Genomic DNA, 26,569 nt, shown 5'->3' on the forward strand with positions numbered 1-26,569 from the left:
ATCCGGCCTGCTCCCCATCAGACGATCATGAGTGGGCGCAGAGGCGGTCGCAGGGTCAGCGGGGACGGTCGCGGTCCTTGGAGGGCTGCACCCGCTTCGGCTCGCCGGGCATCTTCGGGTGGTCGGGCGGGTAGGGCAGGTCGCCCTGGCCGGCGGCGGCGTCCCGCTCGGCCCACTCCAGCAGCGGGCTGATGTCCCACGCCGCGTCGTCGATGCCGGCGTGCGGGTCGCCGCGTTCGGCGAGCCGGGCGGGCACGGTACGCAGGTCGAAGTCGTCCGGGTCGACGTCGGGCAGTTCGTCCCAGCCGACCGGGGTGGAGACGGTGGCCCGGGCGTTGGCCCGCAGCGAGTAGGCGCAGGCGATGGTGCGGTCCCGGGCCATCTGGTTGAAGTCGACGAAGACCCGGGTGCCGCGCTCCTCCTTCCACCACGCGGTGGTGACCAGTTCCGGCCGGCGGCGCTCCAGCTCCCGGGCCAGCGCGATGGTGGCCCGGCGCACCTCGACGAACGTCCAGCGCGGCTGGATCCGCAGGTAGACGTGCACGCCCCGGCCGCCGGAGGTCTTCGGCCAGCCGGTGGCGCCCAGCTCGCCGAGGAGGGCGCGCAGCTCGCCGGCGGCCGTGGCCGCGTCGGCGAAGTCGGTGCCGGGCTGGGGGTCGAGGTCGACCCGCAGCTCGTCGGGATGGTCGACGTCTGCCGCGCGGACCGGCCACGGGTGGAACACGACCGTGCCCATCTGCGCGGCCCAGGCCACGTGCGCCAGGTCGGCCGGGCAGAGTTCGGCCGCCTTCCGGCCGCTGGGGAAGCTGATCTCGGCGGTGGCCACCCACGGCGGCACGCCCCGGGTGGGCACCCGCTTCTGGAAGAACATCTCCCCCTCGATGCCCTCGGGGAAGCGCTGCAACGTGGTCGGGCGGTCGCGCAGGGCGCGCATGATCCCCTCGCCGACGCCGAGGTAGTAGTGGAAGACGTCCGCCTTGGTGAAGCCCCGCTGCGGGAAGATGACCCGGTCCGGGCTGCTGAGCCGTACGGTGTGCCCGGCCACCTCGATCTCTTCGGCCGCAGCCTTCGTGCCACCCATTGCGCGACCATATGCCACCGGTCCGACGTTCGACGTACGGTTGGGGGGTGAGTCTCGACGACACCGAACTGCCCCGCACCGAGGAAGAGTGGCGGGTCCGGCTCAGCCCCGAGGAGTTCCGGGTGCTGCGCGAGGCCGGCACCGAGCCCCCGGGCACCGGCGAGTACGTGGACACCAAGACGCCCGGCGTCTACCACTGCCGGGCCTGCGGGCTGGAGCTCTTCTCCAGTGACACCAAGTTCGACTCGCACTGCGGCTGGCCGAGCTTCGACGACGCCATCCCCGGCCGGGTCAAGGAGATCGAGGACCGCAGCCTCGGCATGAGCCGGACCGAGATCCGCTGTGCCCGCTGCGACAGCCATCTCGGGCACGTCTTCCACGGCGAGGGTTTCACCCCGAAGGACACCCGGCACTGCGTCAACTCGCTCTCCATCCGGCTGGAGCCGCGCTGACCGGGGGCTGGCACGGGTCGACTACCTGTTGACGGGTGACCCTCCTCGACGTACGCCGACTGGCGGCGGTTGACCTGCACGGCTCGGCCGGGTCCCCGCTCCGGCGCCGGGTGATCCTGGCCGAGTTCGTCCTCGGCACGATCGGCTGCCTGGCGCTGGGCGGACGGCTCCTCGCGGGCGCCGGTGGTCCGCTCGACGTCGTGCTCGGCGGATACCTCGCGGCGCTCGGCCTGAACTACCTCCCGCTCGCCCTGCACGCCGTGGCGCTGCGCCGGCCCGGCGCGCTGGCCCGCGAGCTGGCCGGGGTGGACATCCCCGGCGAGCTGCGCGGCTACACCCTCCGCCAGCTCTGGGTGCTGGTGCCGCTGCTGCCGGTCGTGCTCGCCCTGCGCCAGGCGCGTCGGCGGTGACCCGCCGGACGCCCACGCAGGGCGCGGCACCGTCGACCCGCGCGCCGGTGAGCACCGCCGCCGGTGCACCGCGCCGGCGGCGGGCGTGGCGACGGTGAGGGCCGGGGCCGGCGGGGCGGCCAGCCACTGAGCGGTTCCCCGCGGCAGGCCGGACAGCCCGCGGCTCACCCGCCAGCGGCCGGACGCCCCGCCATCAGCTGGACCTGGGCGGTGCGTGACTGTTCGACGCGCCGGGCGAGGTCGGCCACCGCCGGGTTGACCGCGGTCGCCAGATGTGCCCGGGCCAGGTCGGCGGCGGCCTGCTGGTGCGCGGTGAGCACCTCACGCAGCACCCGGTCGACGTCGGCCCCGGTGGCGGACCGCAGTCGGTCGAGGTCGGCGGCGTCGGCGTGCCCGGCATGGTCGTGCCGACCGGCGGTCGCGGCCGGGTCGGCGGCGCGCAGCCAGGCGCGCATGGTCGCCAGCTCGTCGGCCTCGGTCGTCTCGATCGCGGCGACCAGGGTGCGCAGCTCGCCGTCGGTCACCCGGTCCCGAGCCAGCCTCGTGATCTCCAGGGTCCGCTCGGTGTGGGCCACCATCATGGTCAGGAACACCACGTCGAGGCCGCGGATCGCGGCGCTCGCCGTGCCGGCGGGCGCGGGGGCGCCCGCCGGCGGCGGTGCGGGATCGGCGGCGCAGCCGGCCGCCAGCAGCAGGGTGAGCAGCGCGGCGACGGCGGGCCGGTGCCGCCGCCCGGTGGCCCGGACGCGACGCGGGACGGGTGCGGCGCGTGCCGGCACGGGCCGCACCCGTACGGTCAGACCTGACTCCACAGCGCCGGCACGTTCGGCGGCTCCCACCCGGCGATCGCGGTGTGCGCCTGCCGGCAGCGGTAGCTCAACCCGTTGTAGGTGACCTGGTCACCGACCTGGTAGGCGCGACCGGCGGTCCAGCTGCCGCCCGGGGCGGGCGGGCTGGTCGGAGCCGTCGGCGTCGGGGTGGGCGACGTGGTGCGGGTCGGGCTCGGCGTCGGGCTGGGCGTCGGTCCGCCGCCCCCGCCGCCGATCTGCAGGTCGACGCAGGAGTAGAACGCGTTGGCGGTGTCGGCGATGTTCCAGATGGCGAGGACCTTCTGCCGACCCGAGTAGCCGCCCAGGTTCACCGTGTGCGACACGGTGGAACCGGGCTGCTGCCCACCGCCGTTGAAGACGGCGACCCGGGTGCCGCCGATGTAGTACTCCCAGTTGCTGGTGGCGTGCCGGGCGGTGTTGACCCAGGTGAAGGTCACCGAGCTGCCGACCGAGGTGGCCGGCCAGCCCCGGCTGTCGTCGTTGAGGACGGCGAAGTGGGCGATGTTGGCGTGGCAGTTGCGCAGCCCCTTCGGGCCCTCGACGCTCTGCGGCTCGTACTTGATCTGGCCGCAGTCCGGGACCCGGTTCTGCGCGCAGAGCGCCTGGCGGCTGGGCGGCGACGAGACGTAGCCGTGCGCCTGCGCGGGGGCGGCGACGGCGAGCGAGGACACGACGGCGCCCGCCGCCACGAGCGGGACGGTGATTCTTCGACGCATGGTGGCAACTCCCTCGGCTCGGCCTGCGGTGGTGCCACCAAAGTAAATTAAACCTTGTTAACAGTAAAGACTCCTGTCGATAAAATCATCGACGTAGCTCAACTTCTCACGGGTCGTGGCGGGGTGGTTCCGCGGGGTGAGCGGCGAGGTCAGAGCCGCAGCAGGCCACCCCGCTCGTCGACCTCGTCGGCGGAGTCGTCGTCCAGCCACACCCCGCCGGTGGCGAGGTAGCGGAAGCGGTACTCCCCCGGGCCGAGCTTCACCGTCACCGTCCGGGTGCCGTCCCGGCGGGCCACCAGCTCGTGCCGGCCGGCCTGCCAGCCGTTGAAGCAGCCGACGACGCTCACCGTGCCGGGCGGGGTGTCCCGGGGAAGGCAGAAGGTGACCCGGGTCTGGTTGCCGAAGAGCCTGTTGCGCTTGATCACGTGTTCCTCCGGGGTCGGGCGGTCCAGCAGGTACAACGCCCGACACGCCGGGGGCGACACGCCGCCGGGCGGGGCCGGGTTGACCCGTTTCGTCCTCCCGGGCCGGACGCGTGCCGCAGGCTGGGGGAAACGTTCCGTTCGAAGGGATCTGTCGTGGCAACCTGCGAGGTCTGCGGTAACGACTACTGGATGACGTTCGAGGTGCGGACCGTCAGCGGCGACGTGCACACCTTCGACTCCTTCGAGTGCGCGGCGCACAAGCTGGCCCCGATCTGTGAGCACTGCCAAATCAAGATCATCGGGCACGGCGTGGAGGTCTCCGGCCGCTTCTTCTGCTGCGCGCACTGCGCCCGCGCGGTCGAGGGCGCCAAGGGCGCCGAGGTCCGCGACGCCGTCGGCGCCCGCCCCGCCTGACCGCCACCCACCACCCGGCCCGGCACCGGCACCGGCACCGGCACCCGTGATTGTTCGCTGAGCAGCAGGGCGACCCACCGGGACGGGCACCTGCCCACGATCAGACGATCGAGGACCGCCCCACCGAGGCCCCGGCGCGCCGCTCGCCGGGCAACCGGCGGCGGCCCCCGCCGGGAAGCCGGCGGGCGGGCGGGAGGAGTCGGTGCGGCGCGACCTAGGATCGCGGGATGCCGTCGCTGAGCACCGAGGTCCGGGTCGCCCGGTTCGCCGACCTGGACGCCCGCACCTTCCACGACCTGCTGAGGCTGCGCATCGACGTCTTCGTGGTCGAGCAGCGGTGCCCGTACCCGGAACTCGACGGTCGGGACGTCGAGCCCGGCACCCGGCATCTGTGGCTGGACCACGACGGCGCGCCGCTGGCGTACCTGCGGATCCTGGCCGACCCGGGCGGCGTGGCCCGGATCGGCCGGGTGGTGGTGGCGCCGGCGGGCCGGGGCGGCGGCCACGCCGGCCGGCTGATGGCCGCGGCGCTCGCCGAGGTCGGCGACCGGCCCTGCGTGCTGGAGGCGCAGACCTACCTGGTCGACTTCTACGCCCGGCACGGCTTCACGGTCAGCGGCCCCGAGTACGTCGAGGACGGCATCCCGCACACCCCGATGCGACGGGAGCCCATTGACGGATGACGATTGATGTGGCAGCCTGCCGGGCAGAGCCGCGGGAGCCACGCGAGCGCCGGGAGGGGCAACTCCCGGCCGTCCGGGCATCGTCGTCCGACCTCTGCCCTGGGGGCTCCCGTTGTCCACTCAGCTTCGAAGAACACCCGTCCTGTGGTTGCTCGCCGTCGCGGCGGCCGCCGTCCTGCTGCTGACCACCGCCCTGGCCAACCCGGTCTCCGCGCACGGATCCGTGGTCGACCCCGCCTCCCGCAACTACGGTTGCTGGCAGCGCTGGGGCAGCGACTTCCAGAATCCCCGGATGGCCACCGAGGATCCGATGTGCTGGCAGGCCTGGCAGGCCAACCCGAACGCCATGTGGAACTGGAACGGGCTGTTCCGCGAGGGCGTCGCCGGCAACCACCAGGCCGCCATCCCGAACGGCCAGCTCTGCAGCGCCGGCCACACCGAGGGCGGGCGGTACGACGCGCTCGACGCGGTCGGCGCCTGGAAGACCGCCCCGGTGGCGAACAGCTTCCGGGTCCGCCTGTACGACCAGGCCAGCCACGGCGCCGACTACATCCGGGTGTACGTGACCCGGCAGGGCTTCAACGCGCTGACCGAGCCGCTCGGCTGGGACGACCTGGAACTGGTCGGCCAGATCGGCAACACCCCGGCCTCGCAGTGGAAGCCGGAGACCAACGGCGTGTCCATCGAGATCCCGGCGAACGCGCCGGGTCGCACCGGCCGGCACATCGTGTACACCATCTGGCAGGCCAGCCACCTGGACCAGTCGTACTACCTCTGCAGCGACGTGGACTTCTCCGGTGGCGGGCCCACCACCCCGCCTCCGACCACGCCGCCGCCGACCACCCCGCCGCCCACCACGCCCCCGCCGACCACCCCGCCGCCGACGACTCCCCCGCCGGCGGGCGCGTGCACGGCGACGTACCGGGTCACCGGGCAGTGGGCCGGCGGCTTCCAGGCCGAGGTGCAGGTGACCAACGGCGGGTCACCGATCAGTGGCTGGTCGGTGAGCTGGACCTACGCCGACGGCCAACGGGTCAGCTCGGCGTGGAACGCCACGGTCAGCAGCAACGGGACGCTGGTCACCGCGCGCAACGCCGGCCACAACGGCAGCCTCGGCGCCGGCGCGAGCACCACGTTCGGCTTCCTCGGCACGTGGAACGGCAGCAACACCGCGCCGCGGCCGAGCTGCACGACGAGCAGGTGAGCCCCGGCCGGGGCCGCGGCCACTCCCTCCGGACGCGGCCCCGGCCGGCCCTCGTGGGTCGACCGACGCACCCGGCCCGGACCCGCGCCGGACAGCCGAGACAGCCGGCCCGGTCAGCCGGGCCGGCCGGCCAACCGCTCGGGCAGGTCGAACAGGGAGGTGAGCCGGCGTCCGGCGGGCACCGGGTGCCGGCCCGCCGGATCGATCAGGAACGACCGGATGCCCGCCGCCTGCGGCCCGGCGAAGTCGGCGGTGAAGGTGTCGCCGACGAAGACGGCGGCCGACGCCGGCACGCCGACCGCGTCGAGCGCCGCCGCGTAGATCGCCGGGTGGGGCTTGCGCCAGCCCACCTCGACGGAGGTGACCACCGCGTCCACCAGGTGCGCGACGCCGACGGCGGCCAGGTGGTCGGGGACCAGCTCCGCCCGGTGGGTGTTGGTGACCACGGCGAGCCGGTACCGGCCGGCGAGCCGGGCGAGCAGCTCGGCCATCCCGGCCGGGCAACGCACCCCGCTGTTCCACTCGGCCAGGTAGGTGCACACGAACGTCTCGACGTCGGCCGGGTCGGGCACGCCGCCGAGCGCCCGGCGCAGGAACTCGGTGCCGAGTTCGGTCATCGAGAACTCCCGGTCGTCGACGTCGCTACGCCGGTCGAACTCGGCGGAGACGGCCGAGAACGCGGCCAGGAACTCGCGGTAGCCCAGTGGGGACCCCCAGTCGGCCAGCAGCGCGTGGCTGCGGGCGTACCCCTGGTCGGTGCGGCTCGGCGAGTAGTCGACGACGGTGCCGAAGAAGTCGAGCAGCAGGTGGGTGCAGCCGGAGAACGCCATCGCCGAATCCTGCCAAGGTCAACGCCGGAGTCGCGCCCCGGGGCGCCGGGCGACCGCGGCGGCCGGCGGCCGGGCGACCGCGGCGGCCGGCGGCCGCGCCACGGGCGGGGCCGCCGACCCCAGGCGTCAGACCAGGCAGTTGACGATGTCGGCGATGGGTCGACGGCGACCGGTGAAGAACGGGATCTCCTCGCGGACGTGCCGGCGGGCGCCCGAGGCGCGCAAGTCGCGCATCAGGTCGACGATCCGGTGCAGCTCATCCGCCTCGAAGGCGAGCATCCACTCGTAGTCGCCGAGGGCGAACGAGGCGACCGTGTTGGCCCGCACGTCCGGGTAGCCGCGCGCCAACCGGCCGTGCTCGGCGAGCAGCTCGCGCCGCTCCGCGTCCGGCAGCAGGTACCACTCGTAGGAGCGGACGAACGGGTAGACGCAGAGGTAGGCCCGGGCGTCCTCGCCGGCCAGGAAGGCCGGGATGTGGCTCTTGTTGAACTCGGCCGGCCGGTGCAGCGCCATCTGCGACCAGACCGGGGTCAGCGTCCGGCCCAGGGCGGTACGGCGGAACCGCTGGTACGCGTCCTGGAGCGCGTCGCTGGACTCCGCGTGCCACCAGATCAACAGGTCCGCGTCGGCACGCAGGCCGGTGACGTCGTACGTGCCGCGGATCACCACGTCCTTGCCGGCCAGCTCCTCGAAGAGCGCCTCGACCTCGCCGGTGACGTTGTCCCGCAGCGAGGGCAGCGGGCTGCTGGCCCGGAACACCGACCACATGGTGTAGCGGACGGTCGCGTTCAACTCGCGCAGCCGGGCCGCGTTGGTCTGCTCGGTCATCTCGCCGTTCCTTCCAGTGCTGTGATGATCTCGTTGGCCGCCGTCGCGCCGGAGTGGACGCAGGCCGGGATGCCGACCCCGTCGTACGCCGCGCCGGCCAGGGCCAGGGTGGGGTGGCCCGCCCGCAGCACGGCGCGGGCGGCGGCCACCCGGTCGGCGTGGCCGGGGGTGTACTGCGGCAGCGCACCGCCCCACCGCTGCACGTGCCCGGCCACCGGGGTGGGCAGCGGGACGCCGAGCACCGCCGACAACTCCCGGTGCACGGTCGCCACCAGGTCCTCGTCCGGGCGCTGCAGCTGGGCCTCCTCGCCGTACCGGCCGACCGAGGCGCGGACCAGCGCCAGCCCGTCCGGCCGGCGCAGGTGCCCCCACTTGGTGGTGAAGAACGTCGACGCCTTGATCAGCAGACCCTCGGAACTCGGCACCAGGAAGCCGGACAGCTCCGGCAGCTCCGGCGCGGGCAGCGCCAGGGTGACCAGCGCGACGCTGGCGTAGTCCAGCCGGCCGACGGTGCCGGCCAGCTCCGGCGCGGGCCCGGCGAGCAGCCGGGCGGCCGGGCGCGCCGGCACGGCGAGCACCACGGCGTCGACCTCGACATGCTCCGGGTCCCGGGTCGGCCCGACGGTCAACCGCCAGCCGGCCGGTGTCGGGTGCAGTTCACGGACGGCCGCGTTCCGGCGGACCGTCGCGCCGCTGGCCCGCGCCGCCGCCTCGACCAGGGTGCCGAGCCCGCCGGCCAGGGTGCCGAAGACCGGGGCACCCGGGGCGCGCGGCGCGGCGGCCTGCGCGGCCCGCACGGCGCCGACCAGGGTGTGCTCCACCCGGGCCGCCCGGGCCAGCGCGGGCATCGTGGTGACCAGCGACAGGTCGTCGGCGCGACCGGCGTACACCCCGCCGAGCATCGGGTCGACCAGCCGGTCGACCACCTCGTCGCCGAACCGGGACCGGACCAGGGCCCCGACGCTGACGTCCTGGTCGGGGCCGAGCAGCGGGCGGCCCTCGTCGCGGTCGGCCGCCGCGTCCGGCCGGGCCACCGTCGCCACCCGGTCCAGATCTCCCGGTACGCCCACCAGCGTGCCGCCGGGGACCGGGCGCAACTCCCCGGCCACGGCGAGCGCGGCCTGCCCGACGGTCGGGTGGACGATCCGGTCGGCCAGCCCGAGCCGGCGGACCAGGGCGACCGCGGCCGACTGGCCGCCGGCCGGGTCGCGCATGAGGAAGGACTCGGCGCCGAACTCCACCGGCTGGCCGGCCAGCTCGCCGGTGCGCAGCTTCCCGCCGAGCGCGCCGGACTGCTCGTACACGGTGATCTCGGTGCCGTCCGGGGCGCGATCGTGCAGCTGGAGGGCGGCGGACAGCCCGGCGATCCCGCCGCCCACCACCGCCACCCGCCACGGCCGCGCCACGGCGTCAGCTCCGGTCGGCCGGGCGTGCGGACAGCTCGTGCACCAGCGCGACCACCCGGGTCAGCACCTCGGGGTCGGTCTCCGGCAGCACGCCGTGGCCGAGGTTGAACACGTGGCCGGGGGCGGCCCGGCCCTGCTCCAGCACCCGCCGCACCTCCGCCTCGACCACCGGCCAGGGGGAGAGCAGCACCGCCGGGTCGAGGTTGCCCTGCACGGCCCGGTCGGGGCCGATCCGCCCGGTCGCCACGTCCAGCGGCGTACGCCAGTCCACGCCGACGACGTCGGCGCCGGCCTCGCCCATGGCGGTGAGCAGTTCGGCGGTGCCCACCCCGAAATGGATCCGCGGCACGCCGGCGTCGGCCAGCCCGGAGAGCACGGCCGTCGAGTGCGGCAGCACGTAGCGGCGGTAGTCGGCCTCGGACAGCGCCCCCGCCCACGAGTCGAAGAGCTGCACCGCGGAGACCCCGGCGTCGACCTGGACCCGCAGGAAGGCGAGCGTCACCTCGGCCAGCCGGGCGCAGAGCGCGTGCCACAGCTCCGGGTCGCCGTACATCAGCGCCTTGGTCTTCGCGTGGGTGCGCGACGGTCCGCCCTCGACCAGGTAGCTGGCCAGGGTGAACGGCGCCCCGGCGAACCCGATCAGCGGGGTGTCGCCGAGCTCGGCGACGAGCAGCCGGACCGCCTCGTCCACGTAGGACACGTCGGCCCGGCTGATCGGGCGGATCCGCTCGACGTCGTCGGCGCCGCGCACCGGCTCGGCCACCACCGGCCCGGTGCCCGGCACGATGTCCAGGTCGACCCCGGCCGCGGCGACCGGCACCACGATGTCGCTGAACAGGATGGCGGCGTCCACCCCGTGCCGGCGCACCGGCTGGAGGGTGATCTCGGTCACCAGCTCGGGGCGGCGGCAGGATTCCAGCATCCCCACGTTGGCCCGGATCTCCCGGTACTCCGGCAGCGACCGGCCGGCCTGTCGCATGAACCAGACCGGGGTGTGCGGGCCGGGCCGGCGCCGGCAGGCGCGGACGAAGGGCGAATCGGCCGGCCCCCCGGGGCGGGGTGCCTCGTCTCGGGCGGCGGTGCCCGTGGTGTCGGTGGTCATCGCGGCCATCGTGCCACGGGGCGCGGTGGGCACAGCGGGCAGCGCCGCCTTTTGTGACCCGGATCAGCCGCGCGCCGGCCGCCCCCGGACGCCCCTCGGCGTGCCGTCCCGGTGGGGGGCCGGGCGCGGGCATAGGCTGCCGGCATGGCCCCCCCGATCGCGCTCCCGGAGACCTTCGCCCGCGCGGTCGCCGGGTTGCGGTCGGCGGCACCCCGGCCGGAGATCGTGCTGGAGGAGGTGGGCGCGCCGCAGCGGCTCGCCCCGTACGCCTTCGCGCTCTCCGCCGCCGTGCTGCGCGACGGCGACGAGGTGGCCACCGGGCGGCTGATCCTGCTGCACGACCCGGCCGGGCACGAGGCGTGGCAGGGGACCCTGCGGCTGGTCACCTACGTGACCGCCGAGCTGGAGGTCGACCTGGCCGCCGACCCGCTGCTGCCAGGAGTGGGCTGGACCTGGCTGACCGACGCCCTGGACGCCCAGGACGCCCGGCACCGGGCGATCGGCGGCACGGTCACCCAGACCATGTCGACCCGGTTCGGCGAGCTGGCCGGCCCGCCCGCGGCCGGCGACATCGAGATCCGCGCCTCCTGGACGCCGGTGGACGACGACCTGGCCCCGCACCTGCTCGCCTGGTGCGCGCTGCTCGCCTCGACCGCCGGCCTCCCCCCACCCGGCGTCACCGCGCTCCCCGACCGGCGCCCCGCCGGCGCCGCCTGACCCCGTCGGTCATGGCGTCGTGCCGGGCGGGTCGCCGCACGCCACGCGTGCGTGCGGCGACCCGGCTCGACGACCGACCGGTCGGGGTGGGTCAGAGGTAGTCCTCGGCCTCGTTGCAGACCTTGTCCAGGCCCTTGCTGGCCTTGTCGAACGCGCTGCGGTTGCCGGCGGCGGCCGCGTTCAGCGCGGTGGTGAGCTTGTCCAGGCAGGTGGCGATGACCTTCTTCTGCCGGGCCTGCTCGTCGCGGTCGTTGCGGGTGCCGGTCAGGTCCTGCTCGGTGTCGGCCAGCTTGTCCTGCACGCTCTGCAGGTCGGCCTTGAGCTTCTCGATCTCCCTGGCGTTCGCCGCGATGGTGCCGTCCCGCTCGCTGACCTGGCTGGCCATCTGCTTCTCGGTGCGGTCCAGCTCGCCGCTGGTGGTGACGAAGAGGCCGGTCATCACCCCGCCGAGGACGAAGAGCAGGCCGGCCACCACGGCCAGGATCAGCACGCTCCGCCCCTTGCCGGCGGCCGGCGCGACGCCGTACGGCGGCACCGAACCAGGCGGACCGGACATCGGCGGTCCGGACATCGGGGGCGCGGACATTGGCTGGCCGTATGCCGGGCCGGCGGTCGGCGGCGCGGGGGCCGGGCCGCCGTAGGGCGCGGCGCCGGCCGGGGCGTAGCCGGTCGGGAAGGGCGTGGTGGCGGACTCGGCGGGCGGTGCGGACTGCGGGACACCGGGAGCGGGCGGCTGTCCGCCCCCGTACTGCTGCGGCGCGGGCTGGGCGGCGCCGTACACGGTGCCGCCCGCGGGCGGCTGACCGGGCGCGGCCGGCGGCTGCGGCGGGTACGGCGGCGGGTAGCCGCCCGGCCCGGTCGGTGGCTGGGACATCTCTGCTCTTCCTCCAGGTGCGCGTGGTCCGGGGCAGGGTCGGCCCACCGGACCGGATCGGTACGGGTCAGCGGCTGACCGGGGTCAGCAGATCTTGAAGCCGTCGCAGGCGATCTTGATCGGCACGGCGAGACCGATCCCCTCGGCGTCGCGGGCCTTGGCGGTGGCGATGCCGACCACCTGCTTGCTGCCGTTGATCACCGGGCCGCCGGAGTTGCCGGGATTGATCGGCGCGTCGAACTGGATCGCCGGCGGGTCGCCGCCCTCGGCCTTGCGGAGGGCGCTGACCACGCCGGTGGTGACGCTGTCCTCCAGCCCGAGCGGAGCGCCCACCACGACGATCTGCTGCCCGGACTTCGCCGGGGCGGACGCGGCCACCAGCCCGGTGAACGTGCCGGTGGTGCGCAGGTGGGCGATGTCGTTGACCTCGTCGACCTTGACGATGGTGGCCGGGAACCGCTGGTCGGTGCGCTCCAGGAAGACCTCCCGGCCGCCGTTGTCCCAGACCGCCTCGACCACGTGGAAGTTGGTGAACAGGTTCGTACCGCCCCCGGCGGCCGGCTTGCCCACGGCGAACGCGGTGCCGGTGAACTGACCGGCCCGGACCCGGAAGACGCTGGGCAGCACGGCGCTGGCCACGGCCTCCGGGTTGAACGCGGCCCCGGCCTGCTTCTCCAGCGCCCCCGCCCGCTGCTCCAGCCCGTCGAGCCGGGCGCCGTCGGCGGCCTGGGCGGCGTCCAGCCGGCGGCCGGTGTCGTCGAGCCGGTCGGAGAGCAGGTGGATCTGGATCGCCTGCACGATGGTCGCCACGGCCAGCACGGCCACCAGCACCGCGCCGGCGACGGTGCGCCAGCGACCGCGGCGGGGCGCGGCCGGCGCCGGCACGGCTCCCGACCAGGAATCGCCGCCGGCCGGGACGCCCGACGACCCGGCCGGCGGGTAACCCGGCCCGGCGGCCGGCGGGTAACCCGGCCCGGCGACGGGCGGGTAGGCCGGTCCGGCGGCCGGCGGGCGGCCCGCCCCGGCGGGTGGATAGGTCGGCGCCGGCGGGTTGCCCGGGCCGGCCGGCGGCTGACCGGACGCGGCGGCCGGCGAGGTCCCGGTGCCCGTGGCCGGCGAAGTGCCGCCGGCCGGCGGGTAGCCGGCCGGGGTGCCGGGAACGGTGGCCGGCGGATGGCCGGGCGCGGCGGCCGGCGGGTAGGTCGGGCCGGCGGCCGGCGGCGCGGCGGCGGCCTGGCCCCACTGTCCCTGCTGCGGCGGGGACCACGCGGCCGGCTGGCCCGGCGGGTACGCCGCGGCGGGCGGTCGGGGCGGTTCGACCCGGGGCGGCAGTGGGCCGGGCCGGCCGTAGACCCCGTCCGGCGGTGCGCCGCCCGAGCCGTCGCCCGGCGGAGCCGCTCCGGTGCCCCCCGACCCGTAGCCCGCAGTCATGTTCGCCACGCCCTCCCCATAGACGCCCCCGGTGGCTGCCGCCCCGCCGCCGAACGTGCGCCGCGGGCCGGCCGGATGGACCGTACCTGCGCGATCGGGGTTTGTCTTCCCCGATGTCCGGCCCGTCGGGACACCTGCGGGTCACCCGACCGACACGCGTCGGACCCCGGCTGCACCCGTGGAATCCGGCGGCGCACTAGGGTTGTCAGGTGACCGACGAACCACCCCTGCGCCGTCGGGCCGCCGAAAGCCGTACGGGAGACGCACCGCACGACCCGCCGTCGGCCCGGCCGGAGCCGGCGGACGCGGGAGACGACGCGACCGCCGGCGGCCCCGTACCGCTGACCGCCCCGCGGGAGGGCACGCCCGAGCCGGTGGCCACGCCGAGCGAACTTGACGAGGTCGTGGCCCGTTTCGCGGCGGGCACCGGCCCGATCGCCCTGGACGCCGAGCGCGCCTCGGGCTACCGCTACAGCCAACGCGCCTACCTGGTCCAGCTGCGCCGTGCCGGCGCCGGCACGGCGCTGATCGATCCGTTGCCGCTGCCCGACCTGACCGCCCTCGACGAGGCCATCGGCGAGGCCGAGTGGGTGCTGCACGCGGCCAGCCAGGACCTGCCCTGCCTGGCCGAGCTCGGGTTGCGTCCGCGCCGGCTCTTCGACACGGAACTGGCCGCCCGGCTGGCCGGATTCGAGCGGGTCGGCCTGGCCGCGCTGACCGAGCAGCTACTCGGCTTCAGCCTTGAGAAGCATCATTCGGCAGCCGACTGGTCGACCCGGCCGCTGCCGGAGTCGTGGCTGACCTACGCCGCGCTCGACGTGGAGCTGCTGACCGACCTGCGGGACGCGCTCGACGAGGAGCTGACCCGGCAGGGCAAGAGCGAGTGGGCGGCGGAGGAGTTCGCCGCGCTGGTGCGGACGGGCGCCCGGCCGCCGCGGGTGCGGGCCGAGCCCTGGCGGCGCACCTCCGGCATCCACCGGGTACGCGGGGCGCGGGCGCAGGCCCGGGTCCGTTCGATGTGGTACGCCCGGGACCAGATCGCGGCCCGGCGGGACGCGGCCCCGGGCCGGGTGCTGCCGGACTCGGCGATCATCGCCGCCGCCGAACTGGACCCGAAGGACGAGCAGACCCTGCTCACCCTGCCCGGCTTCGGCGGCCGCTCGGTACGCCGGCTGGCCCGCACCTGGCTGGCGGCGCTGGACGACGCCCGCCAACTCCCGGACGACGCGTTGCCGGTGGCGCCGGCGGCCGAGGGGCCGCCGCCGCCGCACCGCTGGGCGGAACGGGACCCGGTGGCCGCGGCCCGGCTGGTCCGGTGCCGGGAGGTGGTGACCCGGATCGCCGGCGAGCACAACCTGCCGCCGGAGAACCTGATCGCCCCCGACTCGGTCCGCCGGCTGGCCTGGGTGCCGCCGGAGGAGGTCACCGAGCAAACGGTGGCGGACACGCTGCGCGGCTTCAACGCCCGCGAGTGGCAGCTCGGACTCCTGCTCCCCGCCCTGGCCGAAGCCCTCCAGGACCCGCCCCCCACCCCCTGACCCGGGCCCGGCTCGGTTGACCATGAGGTTGGCCGCGGTCATGGAGATCGACTTCGCCGTCAACCTCATGATCAACGAATGCCGGGGGGCGCGCGGCGGGAGTGTGGGGTGGGCCACACGGGGGGTGGTGTCGGGTTTGGTTACTGACGAGTAGCATCCGAGGAACCACGCCCGTGCCGGCGACCTTCATTCGGTCCGTGCTGCCGCCTGTCGGCGCGGAGGCCGAAGCATGGTCGAAAAGGAGGCTCAAGTGCCCCGTGAAGTTCGGGATGTCGTCTTCGTCGACGGCGTCCGCACCCCGTTCGGCAAGGCGGGTGGCATGTACGCCAACACCCGCGCCGACGACCTGGTGATCCGCTGCATCCGCGAGCTGCTGCGCCGCAACCCGCAGCTGCCGCCGGAGCGGGTCGAGGAGGTCGCGATCGCCGCCACCACCCAGATCGGCGACCAGGGCCTCACCATCGGCCGGACCGCGGCCCTGCTGGCCGGCCTGCCCAAGACCGTCCCCGGCTTCGCGATCGACCGGATGTGCGCCGGGGCGATGACCGCGGTGACCACCGTCGCCGGCGGTATCGCCATGGGCGCCTACGACATCGCCATCGCCGGCGGTGTGGAGCACATGGGCCGCCACCCGATGGGCGAGGGCGTCGACCCGAACCCGCGGATCATTGCCGAGAAGCTGGTCGACCCGTCCGCGCTGGTCATGGGCGCGACCGCGGAGAACCTGCACGACCGGGTCCCGCACATCACCAAGGAGCGGACCGACGCTTTCGCGCTCGCCTCGCAGCAGAAGACCGCGAAGGCGTACGCCAACGGCAAGCTCCAGGACGACCTGGTGCCGGTGGCGATCCGGGACGCCGACGGCGGCTGGGGTCTGGCCACCGTGGACGAGGCGCCGCGGGACACCTCGCTGGAGAAGCTCGCCACGCTGAAGACCCCGTTCCGCCCGCACGGCAAGGTGACCGCGGGCAACGCGGCCGGCCTGAACGACGGCGCCACCGCCAGCCTGCTGGCCGCCGAGGAGACCGCCCGCGAGCTGGGCCTGCCGGTCGCCATGCGGCTGGTGTCGTACGGCTTCGTCGGGGTGGAGCCCGAGGTGATGGGCGTCGGCCCGATCCCGTCGACGGAGAAGGCGCTGCGCATCGCCGGCCTGTCCATCGACGACATCGGCCTGTTCGAGCTGAACGAGGCGTTCGCCGTGCAGGTGCTCGCCTTCCTCGACCACTTCGGCATCGCCGACGACGACCCGCGGGTCAACCCGTGGGGCGGCGCGATCGCCATCGGCCACCCGCTGGCCTCCTCGGGCGTGCGGCTGATGACCCAGCTGGCCCGGCAGTTCGCCGAGCACCCCGAGGTCCGCTACGGCCTCACCGCCATGTGCATCGGCATCGGCATGGGCGGCACGGTCATCTGGGAGAACCCGCACTGGACGGAGTCCGGCAAGCCGGCTCAGGGGGAGGGGAACAAGTGAGCGCGCTCGCCGCACCGAACGAGGTGGTCACCAAGGCGCTGCTGCGCCAGGTGAACGTCCCCGGGCTGGACCGCCCGGCCGCCCTGATCACGCTGGACAACGGCTTCGACCACACCAAGCCGAACACCTTCGGCCCCGGCGGCCTGACCAGCCTGGACGAGGCGATCACGGCCGCCCTGGCGGCGAACCCGGCGTTCATCGCGGTCACCGGCAAGCCGTACGTCTTCTGCGTCGGCGCGGACATCACCGGCCTGCCGCAGCTCGCCGACCGCGCGCAGGCGCTGGAGATCGGCCGGCTCGGCCACCGGGTCTTCGCCCGGCTCAAGGACAGCGCGGTCCCGACCTTCGCGTTCGTCAACGGCGCGGCGATGGGCGGCGGCCTGGAGCTGGCCCTGCACTGCCACTACCGGACCCTCTCCGGCGGCGCCGCGGCGCTGGCCCTGCCCGAGGTCTCGCTCGGCCTGGTGCCCGGCTGGGGCGGCACCCAACTGCTGCCCAACCTGATCGGCATCCCGGCCGCCACCCAGGTGATCATCCAGAACCCGCTGATGCAGAACAAGATGCTCAAGCCGAAGCAGGCCGCCGAGCTGGGCATCGCCGACGTGCTGCTGGAGCCGGCGGACTTCCTGGAGCGGTCGCTGGAATGGGCCGCCGGCGTGGTGTGCGGCGAGATCACCGTGACCCGGCCCGAGGTCGACCGGGACATGTGGGCCGGGGTGCTCTACTTCGCCCGGCAGACCCTGGACCAGCGGCTGCACGGCGCGGTCCCGGCCGCGTACAAGGCGCTGGACCTGCTGGACACCGCCAAGGACGCGGACTTCGCCGCCGGCACCGCCGCCGAGGACGAGGCCCTCGCGGACCTCATCTTCAGCGAGGAGCTGCGCAGCGGGCTGTACGCGTTCGACCTGGTGCAGCGGCGGGCCAAGCGGCCGGCCGGCGCGCCGGACAAGGGCCTGGCCCGCCCGGTCACCAAGGTGGGCATCGTCGGCGCCGGCCTGATGGCCAGCCAGCTCGCCCTGCTCTTCGCCCGCCGGCTCCAGGTGCCGGTCGTGATGACCGACCTGGACCAGGCCCGGGTGGACAAGGGCGTCGGCTACGTGCACACCCAGATCGAGAAGGCCGTCAGCAAGGGCCGGATGGACAAGGGCACCGCCGCCAAGCTGTACGGCCTGGTCAGCGGCGCGGTCGACAAGTCCGTCTTCGCCGACGCCGACTTCGTCATCGAGGCCGTCTTCGAGGACCTCGACGTCAAGAAGCAGGTCTGGGCCGAGCTGGAGAAGATCGTCAAGCCGGAGGCGGTGCTGGCGACGAACACCTCGTCGCTGTCGGTCACCGCGATGGCCGCCGAGCTGGCGCACCCGGAGCGGGTGGTCGGCTTCCACTTCTTCAACCCGGTCGCGATGATGCCGCTGCTGGAGATCGTCCGGGGCGAGCGGACCGACGACGCCACCCTGGCCACCGCCTTCGCGGTCGGCAAGCAGCTGCGGAAGTCCTCGGTGCTGGTCAAGGACGCTCCGGCGTTCGTGGTCAACCGGCTGCTCACCCGCTTCCTCGGCACGGTCTTCGCGGCCGTCGACCAGGGCACCCCGCTGGACGTGGCGAACAGCGCGCTGGACCCGCTGGGCCTGCCGATGCGCCCGCTCGCCCTGCTCCAGCTGGTCGGCCCGGCGGTCGCGTACCACGTGGGCGGGACGCTGCACGCCGCGTTCCCGGACCGGTTCGGGGTCAGCGAGAACCTCAGGCGGATCGCCGACTCCGGCCAGCCGATCGTGGTCGACGACGAGGTCAACGCCGAGGTGGCGAAGCTGCTGGTGGTCGGCGACCAGCCGCTCAGCGCCGAGCAGGTACGGCAGAACGCGCTGGACGCGCTGGCGCAGGAGATCCGGCTGATGCTCGACGAGGGCGTGGTGGCCGAGGCGCAGGACATCGACCTGTGCATGATCCTCGGTGCCGGTTGGCCGTTCCACCTGGGCGGCGTGACGCCGTACCTGGACCGCACCGGCACCAGCGAGCGGGTCACCGGTCGGCGGTTCCTGCCGCGCGGGGCCGCCAGCCTGCCCGCCTGATCACCCCGCTCCACCGCGATTCGTTTCGCCGCCCCGGTCCGGTGCCGGGCAGCGCGTCTTGTCGTGCCTAACTAAGATCGCCAGGTCATCGACTTTCACCTGGAGCTGACTGATGTCCCAGCCGCCGGCCAATCCCTATCCGGACCACGGCTCGTACCCGCCGCCGCAGCGCCCCGGGGGCTACCCCGCGCCGCAGCAGCCCGGCGGTTACCCGCCCCCACAGCAACCCGGCGGTTACCCGCCGCAGCAGCAGTCCGGCGGTTACCCGCCCCCACAGCAACCCGGCGGTTACCCGCCGCAGCAGCAGTCCGGCGGTTACCCGCCGCCGCAGCAGCCCGGCGGCTACCCGCCGCAGCAGGGCGGCGGCTACCCGCCGCACCAGCCCGGTCAGCCGTACGGCGACCCGCACGTTCCCGCCGGTCCGCCGGCGAAGAAGTCCAGCGCCGGCAAGATCGTGCTGATCGTGCTGGCCGTGGTGCTGGTGCTCTGCCTCGGCGGTGCGGCGATCACCTGGTTCGCCGTCAAGGACGAGGTGGGCGACACCGTGGACGCCGCCAAGACCCGGGTGGTCGCCCCGGCCACCCTGGCCGGCCGCCCGCAGATCACCGACCCGGAACTCAAGTCGCTGGCCGACCAGATGGTCAACGAGATGAAGTCGACGGTGCAGAACGAGACCAGCGCCGTCGGTGCCTTCTACGGCGACCCGGCCAAGCAGGACCTGGTCATGATCGCCGCGGCGTCCGGGCTGATGGCCGACCCCAAGAAGGAGCTGGAGGACGCCGTCACCGGCCTCTCCACCGAGTTGGCCGTCAGCAACATGGGAGACGTCGACCCGGGCCCGCTCGGCGGCGACGCCCGCTGCGGTGACGGCAAGGCCGACGACGTGAAGCTCGGCGTCTGCGTCTGGGCCGACAAGGGCAGCGTCGGCATGGTGGTGATCTACTTCTCCTCGGCCGCCAAGGCGAAGGCCGAGTTCGTCACCATCCGGGGCCAGATCGAGCAGCGCTCCTGACCACGACGGGCCGGGCCCCCGCCACCTCGGTGACGGGGGCCCGGCCCGTGTCGCGCGGGGTCAGGCCGACGGGGCCTGGCCAGCCGGGGTGCCGGCGGCCTCCTGCGCCGCCGGCGCGGCGGCCCGCTCGGCGGCGCTGCGCAGGACGCAGAACTCGTTGCCCTCCGGGTCGGCGAGCACCACCCAGCCGGAGCCGTCCGCCCGGCGCTGGTCGGCCACCTGGACGGCGCCGATGCCGAGCAGCCGCTCGACCTCCTCGTCCCGGGTCCGGTCGGTCGGCTCCAGGTCGAGGTGCAAACGGTTCTTCACCGCCTTGTCCTCGGGTACGGCCAGGAAGAGGACCTCCGGCCCACCCGGCGGCAGCAGCATCGCCTCAGGGTCGCCGGGAAAGTCGTCGGGCTGGCGGGGGCACTCGAAGACCTGCGCCCAGAAGCCGGCCAGGGCGTAGGTGTCGCGGCAGTCGATGCCGATGTTGTGGATGCGTGCGCTCACTGCTGTTCCTCCAGGTCGGACGTTCCTGCCCGCTCCGCCGCACTGCGCAGGACGCAGAACTCGTTGCCCTCCGGATCGGCGAGCACCACCCAGCCCGAGCCGTCGGCGTGCCGCCGGTCGTCCACCAGGACGGCGCCGAGCCCGAGCACCCGGTCGACCTCCTCGTCCCGGGTCCGGCCGGCCGGCTCCAGGCAGACGTGCACCCGGTTCTTGACCGCCTTGGTCTCGGGTACCTGCTGGAAGAACACGTTCGGGCCGGTGCCTGACGGCAGCAGGACCGCCTCCGGATCACCGGGGGCGTCGTCGGGATGCCGGGGGTAGCCGAGCACCGCCGACCAGAAGCCGGCGAGGGCGTAGGTGTCGTGGCAGTCGAAACTGATGTTGTGGATCCGTGGAAACACGGGTGAAGCCTCCGTGGTCGAGGCGCCCCGGATGCGTGAGCGTCAGCCGGCGAGACGGGGCGCGGAGTTGGTCACCATGGACATTCGACGCACCCCCCTCCGAAATCGGGCTGACCTGGTGATCCTTTCACCCCGCCCACCGGCGCCGCAACCCCGTCAGCGGCCCCCCGCCGGCCCGGCGTGTTCGGCGGTGACCGCCGGGGCGGCGTCCGCCGCCGGCAGCGTCACGGTCACCTCCAGGCCGCCGCCCGGCTGGGCGACGGCCTGCACGGTCCCGCCGTGCGCGTCGCTGACCGCGCGGACGATGGAGAGTCCGAGGCCGGAGCCGCGGGCGCCGGTGCGCTCCCGGCCGCCGCGGCGGAACGGCTCGAACAGCCCGGGCACGTCGGCCTGATCCACCTCGAACCCGGTGTTCCCCACCACCAGCCAGGACCGGCATCCGTCGGTGCCGGTCCGCACCCAGAGCCGGCCGTGCAGGTGGTTGTAGCGGACCGCGTTCTCGACCAGGTTGCCGGCCAGCCGGTCCAGCAGCCCGGGATCGCCGACCACCGGCGCCGACTCCAGCGAGGTCTGCACCCGCAGCCCGATCCGCTCCACCTCCCGGCGTACCGCCGACAGGGCGTTGGCGGTGCCGGCGGCGAGGTCGCACTCGGTGCGCCGGCCGAGCCGCCGGCCCGCCTGCGCCTCGCTGCGGGCCAGCACCAGCAGCGCGTCGACCAGCCCGTTGGCCCGCTCGGAGGCGTCCCGGACCACGGTGGCCATCCGGCGGTACTCGCCGATGTCCGCCTCGTCGTCGCTGAGCGTCACGTCGATCTCGGTCCGCATCACGGCGAGGGGGGTCCGCAGCTCGTGCGAGGCGTTCGCGACGAACCGCTTCTGCGCCTCGAACGCGGCGGCGATCCGGTCCAGCATGTCGTCGAACGTCTCGGCCAGCTCGGCCACCTCGTCGTCGGCGCCCGAGTAGCCGATCCGCTGGTCCAGGGTGGCCTCGCCGAGCCGCTGCGCGGTGGCGGTGACCTGGTGCAGCGGCCGCAGCGCCCGCCCGGCGACCGCGTACGCCCCGGCCACCCCGACCACACTGATCGCCAGCAGCGCGACCAGCCCCTTGGCCAGCAGCTCCGCCGAGGCGGAGTCGACCAGCTGCCGCTGCCACTGCGCCGCGTCCAGCGCCCGCCCGTCGGCCAGCACCACAGTGGTGCCGGGCAGCAACTCGTCGGTCGGCCGCAGCGCGTCGCGGACCAGCAGCCAGGCCAGCAGCACCAGGATCGCGCCCGCCCCGACCAGCAGCACGCCGTTGAGCAGGGTGAGCCGCAGCCGCAGGGTGGGCCGCAGGCGCGGGCGCCGGCTCATGCCGGCGCTCCGCTGCGCTCCGTGCCGGCATGAGGCATCCTCGCGCTGAGTGTGATGATTCGCCCGCTGCGCTCGCTCATGCCTCCACCTCGGCGGTGCGGTAGCCGGCGCCGACCACCGTCTCGATCAGCGGCGGCTCGCCCAGCTTCTTGCGCAGGGTCATCACGGTGACCCGGACGATGGTGGTGAACGGGTCGGTGTTGGCGTCCCAGACCCGCTCCAGCAGCTCCTCGCTGGAGACCACCGCGCCGCGCGCCTTGAGCAGTTCGCAGAGCACGCCGAACTCCTTGTTGGTGAGGTCGACCGGCACGCCGCCGCGGGTGGCCACCCGGCGGGCCGGATCGAGCACCAGGTCGGCCAGGGAGAGCACCGGCGGCGCGGCCGGGGTGGCCCGCCGGCCGAGCGCCTGCACCCGGGCCACCAGCTCGTCGAAGGCGAACGGCTTGGGCAGGTAGTCGTCGGCGCCGAGCCCCAGCCCCTCGACCCGGTCGGCCACCGTGCCGCTGGCGGTCAGCATCAGCACCCGGGTCAGCGCGCCCGAGGCGGCCAGGTCGGCGCAGATCCGGTCGCCGTGGATGCCCGGCAGGTCGCGGTCGAGCACCACCACGTCGTAGCGGGTGACGAAGGCCAGCTCGTGGCCGCTGTCGCCGTCGTAGGCGACGTCCACCGCCATGCCGCGCTTGCGCAGTCCGCGCGCGATCGCGTCCGCGAGGTTCCGCTCGTCCTCGACCACCAGCACCCGCATCCCGGCCCTCCTCGCCCCGACCACCCGACAACCTAGTGCCGGCCGCCAAACCAGCGTCCCGCGCCGTCCCGGTCAGCCGCCATTGCAGAAAACCTTCGTCGTACGCGATGCTTCCGGCGGGAACCTACGGAACGGACGGACCTGTCATGACCGACGCGGGGCGGGACATCGCCTACCGGGGCTTCCGGCTGCCCGGCGACCTGGCCGGCGGGGCGACGGCCGGGGTGCGCGCGGACACCCCGGGCCTGGTGCTGGCCGAACCGGCCGGCCGGCGGGAGCACCCGCTGGCCGACGGCACGGTCGCGGTGCACGAGCACGGAAGCTGGACCTCCCCGCCGGTGCGGGTGGGCTTCGCCGTGCACGAGGTGGTGCCGTCCTGGACCGCGGACACCCCGGCCGGCTGCTGGCTCCGGGTCGAGCTGCGCGGCTGGCACGACGACGGGCCGGCCACCGGCTGGTACCCGCTCGCCGACTGGGCGGCCGACGACGCGACGCTGCGGCGCACCTCGGTGCCCGGGCAGGGCGACGCGGACGCCCGGGTCGACACGGACACGCTCGTGGTGACCGGGGCGACGGTCACCGGCTGGCAGGCCCGGGTGACCCTGTTCCGGCCGGCCGGCACCGGGCCGGGTCCGGTGCTGCGCTCCGTCGGCGCGGTCGCCTCGGGCCGGCCGGTCGTCGCGACGGCCCGGCCCCCGGCCGGCGGCCCGGACGCGGCGGGGCCGGACGGCGCCGGACCGGCCGCGGTGGCCCGGCCGGCGGCCGGCGCGCCCGGCCCGCGGCCCGGCTGGGGCACCGTGCTGGAGGTGCCCCGGTACTCGCAGCGGCTGCACGCCGGCGAGCACCCGCAGTGGGGTGGCGGCGGCGACTCCTGGTGCAGCCCCACCTGCACCTCGATGGTGCTCGCCTTCTGGGGCGCCGCCCCGGCGCCCGAGCGGTACGCCTGGGTGCGCCCGCCCGGCCCCCGGCCGGTGGTGGTGCACGCCGCCCGGCACTGCTACGACCACGCCTACGCCGGCGCCGGGAACTGGCCGTTCAACACCGCCTACGCCGGTCTGTACGGGATGGACGCCTTCGTCACCCGGCTGCGCTCGCTCGCCGAGGCGGAGGCGTTCGTCGCCGCCGGCATCCCGCTGGTCGTCTCCGCCGCCTTCCGGGTCGGCGAGGTGCCCGGGCTGGACTACGACACCCGGGGACACCTGATGGTGCTGGTCGGCTTCACCGCCGACGGCGACCCGGTGCTCAACGACCCGTACGCCCCGGACGACGAGGGGGTGCGCCGCACCGTGGACCGGGACCGGTTCGAGGCGGTATGGCAGGGCGGCAGCGGCGGCGTGGCGTACGTCGTCCGGCCCCCCGGGGTGCCGCTGCCGCCGGCCCCGGCGCAGGCCAACTGGTGATTCACCGGGGCAGCCGCCAGATCCGCAGCGCGCCGCCCGGTTCCTGGCACACCAGCGTGCCGGGCTGCGAGGCGCACCGCCGGGCCCACCCGGGCAGCACGGCCAGCACCTCGGTCCGGGCCGCGGCCACGTCCAGCTCGGCCAGGAACACCCGCCCGTCGGCGAGCCGGCGCAGCCCGTAGCGCGGCCGGCCGGCCGGCCACTCCCAGATGACCTGCCAGCGGCCCAGCTCACCCAGCACCTGGCCGGTGGCGGGGTCGAGCACCACCAGGGGCCGGTCCTCCCGGTCGTCCGGTCGGCCGGCGTCCGCGAGCAGCCGGTCGCCGACCAACGCCACGTTCGACCAGCGCGGGTCCGCCCAGCGGGTCCGGCCGGTCGCCGGGTCGACCACCCGCACCCCACCCTCGATCCGGTGCAGGCAGAGCCCCACCCCGCACCGGTTGGCCCAGCCCACCTGCGGGTCGGGTGGCAGCACCCAGCGCCGGCGCAGGGAGGCCAGGTCGTAGCCGGCGATTCCGCCGGTCCCGTCGCCGACCAGCAGCACGTCGCCGATCAGCTCCAGGAAGCGGTGCGCGGCGTGGCCGATCCCCGGCAGGTCGGCGGCGGCGAGCCGGGTGCCGGTGCGCGGATCGCGCAGCTCCACCCGACCTACGGGCGAGACCGTGGCGACCAGGTCGACGACCCCGTCGGTGTACCGGTAGGCGGCGAAGCCCTCGCCCACCGGCACGGACCAGCCCGGTGCGCCGGTGGCCACGTCGACGGCCCGCACCTCGTGACCCGGTCCCGCCCGGTGCGTCTCCAGCAACACCCCGCCGTCCACCACGGGCAGGGCCCGACCCGGCCGGTGCCACCGCGGCTCGCCGCTGTCCAGTGCGAGCGCGCTGGTGGTCGGGTGGTCACCGGCGGGCGACGAGGTGGTGACCAGGAGCAGGTCGCCGTGCACGGTCAGCCCCATCGAGACGTCGTCGTCCGGCAGTTGCCGGCGCCAGAGCGGTTCCCCGTCCGGCAGCCGGTACGCGACCAGCTCCCGGGCGCCGCCGTCGGCCGGCGTCAGCCCGTGCAGGACCAGCAGCCGGTCACCGAACAGGAGGACGTCCGCGGGATCGGTCGCGGGCACCGTCACCATCGGCGGGCCGGCCGGCGGGGGCGCGCCGCCGGCGAGGGTGCCCAGCGCGAGCAGCAGCGGCAGCGCCACCCGCCACCAGCGGGCCGGTGGCCGGGGGCGGCGGGCGGTCGGCTCGGGCTCGGGCCCGCGCGGCCGCTCACCCAGCTCGATCACCACGTCGCCGGTCATCCGGCCAGCCGCCGCACCACGAAGCCGCCACCCTGCCGCCGGCAGACCAGCATCTCCCGGTCGACCTGGCAGTCCCCCGACGCGTCCCGGAGTACGTCGTGCCCCCGGGTCCGGCCCGTGGCGGCGTCCAGTTCGGCGACCAGGACCCCGCCGCCGGGCATCGGCCGGATCCCGACGATCCGGTCATCGGCCGAGCGCGCCGGCACCAACTGCCAGACGCCGAGATCGGCGAGTTCCCGGCCGGTCGTCATGTCGATCACCACCACCCGGCCCCCACCGGACCCGGTCATCGCCAGGCCGAGCTGCCGGCCGCCCCGCCCGGGCGACAGACCGGTCCAGGCCGCACCGGTCCACCGGACCTGGCCGGTGGCCGGATCCAACGCCTGGATCCCGCCGTTGCGGCCAGCGGCGCAGAGCAGCTCGCCGCACAGGTAGGCGTACGCCACCAGCGGCAGCTCCACCTCCCAACGCCGCCGCAGCCCGTCCAGCTCGTACCCGGTCAGCCGCCCGGACTGCCGACCGATCACCAGCAGCAGGTCCCCCACCAGCTGCGGGTACGTGGTGCCGGGCGGCCCGCCGGGGGGTAGCTCGCCCCGGCGCAGCAGGGTGCCGGTGCCGGCGTCGTACACCTCGACCGCGCCACCGGCCGTGACCACCACGAGCTGCTCGATCAGGCCGTCGCGCCCCCGGTAGTGCGCCCCCTCGGCGGGGACCGGCAGCGACCACAGCGCCCGCCCCGAGGCCAGGTCCACCGACCGGACGGTGCCGGGGCCGTCGAATCCGGCGGTCTCCAGCAGCAGCCGCCCGGCGGCGTCCAGCCGGGCCAGGCCGGGCTGACGCCACCGCAGCCGCCCGGTGTCCGGCTCGAACACCAACGTGTCGCCGCCCTGGAAACCGTTGAGCCCGGCGACGGAGAGCAGCACCGCCCCGTGGCTCTCCTGGATCCCCCAGAACTGCCCGGCTCCCGGCACCGGCACCCGCCACAGCGGGGTGGGCCGCTGCGGGGTGGTCGTCGCCCGGTCGGGCAGCGGGTAGGCGACCAGGTCCCGGGTGCCGTCGGTGACGCCCTCGGCCGGCTGGGCCAGGTAGAGCCGGTCGTCGACGAGGAAGGCGTCGGCGGCTGAGCCCGGCACGTCGGCGGCGACCCGAGCGGGCGGCGGCGCGGCGGCGGCGACGGTCACCAGGACCGCCGCCAGCACCAGGACGCTCCGGAGTGGACGGCCGGCCGGCCGGGGGCGGCGGGGCCGCGTGATCGGCTCGGGCTCGGGCCGGTCGCGCAGTTCACCGAGGTCGATCAGCGTCACGTCGTCCTCCCCCGGCCACGCCCGCCCGGCATACCGGCCGTGGCCGCACCGGGCCGGCAAATGCGACGCATCCCGCCTGTACGATGGCGCGTC

Annotated in this window: 27 protein-coding genes; 11 read left to right on the plus strand and 16 right to left on the minus strand. The window is 75.1% G+C overall.

Annotated elements, in window-relative coordinates; translation table 11 throughout:
- Window positions 1-55 precede the first annotated feature (55 nt).
- A complete protein-coding gene (gene ligD, locus AC1WTP_RS12715) occupies window positions 56-1,081 on the minus strand; it encodes a non-homologous end-joining DNA ligase (protein ID WP_481649431.1) in 1,026 nt (341 codons plus the stop codon).
- Between the two features lie 47 nt (window positions 1,082-1,128).
- Between ligD and msrB the strand changes: the two genes are divergently transcribed.
- Window positions 1,129-1,533 carry a peptide-methionine (R)-S-oxide reductase MsrB gene (gene msrB / locus AC1WTP_RS12720; protein ID WP_481649432.1) on the plus strand — a complete coding sequence of 135 codons (405 nt, stop codon included), beginning with the start codon at window positions 1,129-1,131 and terminating at the stop codon, window positions 1,531-1,533.
- A gap of 35 nt (window positions 1,534-1,568) precedes the next feature.
- Window positions 1,569-1,943 (plus strand): hypothetical protein, encoded by a 375-nt coding sequence (locus AC1WTP_RS12725; protein WP_481649433.1) that lies wholly within the window; start codon window positions 1,569-1,571, stop codon window positions 1,941-1,943.
- A gap of 164 nt (window positions 1,944-2,107) precedes the next feature.
- On the opposite strand, the gene AC1WTP_RS12730 is transcribed toward AC1WTP_RS12725, so the two are convergent.
- The 3 genes from AC1WTP_RS12730 to AC1WTP_RS12740 all read right to left on the minus strand — a co-directional run bounded on the left by AC1WTP_RS12730 (window position 2,108) and on the right by AC1WTP_RS12740 (window position 3,914).
- On the minus strand, window positions 2,108-2,722 hold the full coding sequence (locus AC1WTP_RS12730; protein WP_481649434.1) for a DUF305 domain-containing protein: 615 nt from the start codon (window positions 2,720-2,722) through the stop codon (window positions 2,108-2,110).
- Window positions 2,723-2,739: 17 nt separating this feature from the next.
- Entirely contained in the window at window positions 2,740-3,489 is a 750-nt protein-coding gene (locus tag AC1WTP_RS12735) for a lytic polysaccharide monooxygenase (RefSeq protein WP_481649435.1), read from the minus strand.
- 149 nt (window positions 3,490-3,638) lie between these two features.
- The gene (locus tag AC1WTP_RS12740) at window positions 3,639-3,914 is read right to left on the minus strand and encodes an isoamylase early set domain-containing protein (RefSeq protein WP_481649436.1); all 276 of its coding nucleotides are present in this window, start codon (window positions 3,912-3,914) and stop codon (window positions 3,639-3,641) included.
- 153 nt (window positions 3,915-4,067) lie between these two features.
- Here AC1WTP_RS12740 and AC1WTP_RS12745 point away from each other — a divergent pair, with 153 nt between their 5' ends.
- The 3 genes from AC1WTP_RS12745 (at window position 4,068) to AC1WTP_RS12755 (ending at window position 6,215) form a co-directional block, all read left to right on the plus strand.
- Entirely contained in the window at window positions 4,068-4,328 is a 261-nt protein-coding gene (locus AC1WTP_RS12745) for a Prokaryotic metallothionein (RefSeq protein WP_481649437.1), read from the plus strand.
- 227 nt (window positions 4,329-4,555) lie between these two features.
- Window positions 4,556-5,011 carry a GNAT family N-acetyltransferase gene (locus tag AC1WTP_RS12750; RefSeq protein WP_481649438.1) on the plus strand — a complete coding sequence of 152 codons (456 nt, stop codon included), beginning with the start codon at window positions 4,556-4,558 and terminating at the stop codon, window positions 5,009-5,011.
- A 112-nt stretch (window positions 5,012-5,123) separates the two neighbouring features.
- Window positions 5,124-6,215 (plus strand): lytic polysaccharide monooxygenase auxiliary activity family 9 protein, encoded by a 1,092-nt coding sequence (locus AC1WTP_RS12755; protein ID WP_481649439.1) that lies wholly within the window; start codon window positions 5,124-5,126, stop codon window positions 6,213-6,215.
- A gap of 113 nt (window positions 6,216-6,328) precedes the next feature.
- Here the strand turns inward: AC1WTP_RS12755 and AC1WTP_RS12760 are convergent, their stop codons facing one another.
- The 4 genes from AC1WTP_RS12760 to hemE all read right to left on the minus strand — a co-directional run bounded on the left by AC1WTP_RS12760 (window position 6,329) and on the right by hemE (window position 10,390).
- Window positions 6,329-7,045 carry an HAD family hydrolase gene (locus tag AC1WTP_RS12760; protein ID WP_481649440.1) on the minus strand — a complete coding sequence of 239 codons (717 nt, stop codon included), beginning with the start codon at window positions 7,043-7,045 and terminating at the stop codon, window positions 6,329-6,331.
- 126 nt (window positions 7,046-7,171) lie between these two features.
- On the minus strand, window positions 7,172-7,873 hold the full coding sequence (gene hemQ / locus AC1WTP_RS12765) for a hydrogen peroxide-dependent heme synthase (protein ID WP_481649441.1): 702 nt from the start codon (window positions 7,871-7,873) through the stop codon (window positions 7,172-7,174).
- Window positions 7,870-9,279 carry a protoporphyrinogen oxidase gene (hemG, locus tag AC1WTP_RS12770; protein ID WP_481649442.1) on the minus strand — a complete coding sequence of 470 codons (1,410 nt, stop codon included), beginning with the start codon at window positions 9,277-9,279 and terminating at the stop codon, window positions 7,870-7,872. The genes hemQ and hemG overlap by 4 nt, the downstream gene beginning before the upstream one ends.
- Before the next feature lie 4 nt (window positions 9,280-9,283).
- Window positions 9,284-10,390: a uroporphyrinogen decarboxylase gene (hemE, locus tag AC1WTP_RS12775; RefSeq protein WP_481649443.1), complete on the minus strand. Its 1,107-nt coding sequence runs from the start codon at window positions 10,388-10,390 to the stop codon at window positions 9,284-9,286.
- 135 nt (window positions 10,391-10,525) lie between these two features.
- Here hemE and AC1WTP_RS12780 point away from each other — a divergent pair, with 135 nt between their 5' ends.
- The gene (locus tag AC1WTP_RS12780; protein ID WP_447135435.1) at window positions 10,526-11,098 is read left to right on the plus strand and encodes a DUF3000 domain-containing protein; all 573 of its coding nucleotides are present in this window, start codon (window positions 10,526-10,528) and stop codon (window positions 11,096-11,098) included.
- Between the two features lie 91 nt (window positions 11,099-11,189).
- Here AC1WTP_RS12780 and AC1WTP_RS12785 read toward each other — a convergent pair whose 3' ends face one another.
- Both AC1WTP_RS12785 and AC1WTP_RS12790 read right to left on the minus strand, forming a co-directional pair.
- Window positions 11,190-11,972 (minus strand): hypothetical protein, encoded by a 783-nt coding sequence (locus AC1WTP_RS12785; protein ID WP_481649444.1) that lies wholly within the window; start codon window positions 11,970-11,972, stop codon window positions 11,190-11,192.
- An 84-nt stretch (window positions 11,973-12,056) separates the two neighbouring features.
- Complete coding sequence (locus AC1WTP_RS12790; RefSeq protein ID WP_481649501.1) at window positions 12,057-13,403, minus strand: S1C family serine protease; 1,347 nt, start codon at window positions 13,401-13,403, stop codon at window positions 12,057-12,059.
- Window positions 13,404-13,612: 209 nt separating this feature from the next.
- Here AC1WTP_RS12790 and AC1WTP_RS12795 point away from each other — a divergent pair, with 209 nt between their 5' ends.
- The 4 genes from AC1WTP_RS12795 (at window position 13,613) to AC1WTP_RS12810 (ending at window position 19,490) form a co-directional block, all read left to right on the plus strand.
- On the plus strand, window positions 13,613-14,941 hold the full coding sequence (locus tag AC1WTP_RS12795; protein WP_481649445.1) for a ribonuclease D: 1,329 nt from the start codon (window positions 13,613-13,615) through the stop codon (window positions 14,939-14,941).
- 250 nt (window positions 14,942-15,191) lie between these two features.
- Window positions 15,192-16,412 (plus strand): thiolase family protein, encoded by a 1,221-nt coding sequence (locus AC1WTP_RS12800; protein WP_447135438.1) that lies wholly within the window; start codon window positions 15,192-15,194, stop codon window positions 16,410-16,412.
- Window positions 16,409-18,478 carry a 3-hydroxyacyl-CoA dehydrogenase NAD-binding domain-containing protein gene (locus AC1WTP_RS12805; RefSeq protein ID WP_481649446.1) on the plus strand — a complete coding sequence of 690 codons (2,070 nt, stop codon included), beginning with the start codon at window positions 16,409-16,411 and terminating at the stop codon, window positions 18,476-18,478. Before AC1WTP_RS12800 ends, AC1WTP_RS12805 begins: the two co-directional genes overlap by 4 nt.
- A 112-nt stretch (window positions 18,479-18,590) precedes the next feature.
- Complete coding sequence (locus AC1WTP_RS12810; RefSeq protein WP_481649447.1) at window positions 18,591-19,490, plus strand: hypothetical protein; 900 nt, start codon at window positions 18,591-18,593, stop codon at window positions 19,488-19,490.
- 60 nt (window positions 19,491-19,550) lie between these two features.
- Here AC1WTP_RS12810 and AC1WTP_RS12815 read toward each other — a convergent pair whose 3' ends face one another.
- From AC1WTP_RS12815 to AC1WTP_RS12830, 4 genes are all read right to left on the minus strand, one after another.
- On the minus strand, window positions 19,551-19,982 hold the full coding sequence (locus AC1WTP_RS12815) for a VOC family protein (RefSeq protein WP_481649448.1): 432 nt from the start codon (window positions 19,980-19,982) through the stop codon (window positions 19,551-19,553).
- Entirely contained in the window at window positions 19,979-20,383 is a 405-nt protein-coding gene (locus AC1WTP_RS12820) for a VOC family protein (RefSeq protein WP_481649449.1), read from the minus strand. The genes AC1WTP_RS12815 and AC1WTP_RS12820 overlap by 4 nt, the downstream gene beginning before the upstream one ends.
- Before the next feature lie 156 nt (window positions 20,384-20,539).
- On the minus strand, window positions 20,540-21,733 hold the full coding sequence (locus tag AC1WTP_RS12825; RefSeq protein WP_481649450.1) for a sensor histidine kinase: 1,194 nt from the start codon (window positions 21,731-21,733) through the stop codon (window positions 20,540-20,542).
- A 76-nt stretch (window positions 21,734-21,809) separates the two neighbouring features.
- Window positions 21,810-22,478, minus strand: a complete 669-nt coding sequence (locus AC1WTP_RS12830; protein ID WP_481649451.1) for a response regulator transcription factor — start codon at window positions 22,476-22,478, stop codon at window positions 21,810-21,812.
- A gap of 146 nt (window positions 22,479-22,624) precedes the next feature.
- On the opposite strand from AC1WTP_RS12830, the gene AC1WTP_RS12835 reads away from it, so the two are divergent.
- Window positions 22,625-23,878, plus strand: coding sequence for a peptidase C39 family protein (locus AC1WTP_RS12835; protein WP_481649452.1), 1,254 nt, complete (start codon window positions 22,625-22,627; stop codon window positions 23,876-23,878).
- 1 nt (window position 23,879) lies between these two features.
- On the opposite strand, the gene AC1WTP_RS12840 is transcribed toward AC1WTP_RS12835, so the two are convergent.
- On the minus strand, window positions 23,880-25,172 hold the full coding sequence (locus tag AC1WTP_RS12840; protein WP_481649453.1) for an outer membrane protein assembly factor BamB family protein: 1,293 nt from the start codon (window positions 25,170-25,172) through the stop codon (window positions 23,880-23,882).
- Window positions 25,169-26,476 (minus strand): outer membrane protein assembly factor BamB family protein, encoded by a 1,308-nt coding sequence (locus tag AC1WTP_RS12845; protein WP_481649454.1) that lies wholly within the window; start codon window positions 26,474-26,476, stop codon window positions 25,169-25,171. The genes AC1WTP_RS12840 and AC1WTP_RS12845 overlap by 4 nt, the downstream gene beginning before the upstream one ends.
- Window positions 26,477-26,569: the final 93 nt, after the last annotated feature.

It is taken from the genome of Micromonospora sp. R311 (genome assembly GCF_056780015.1).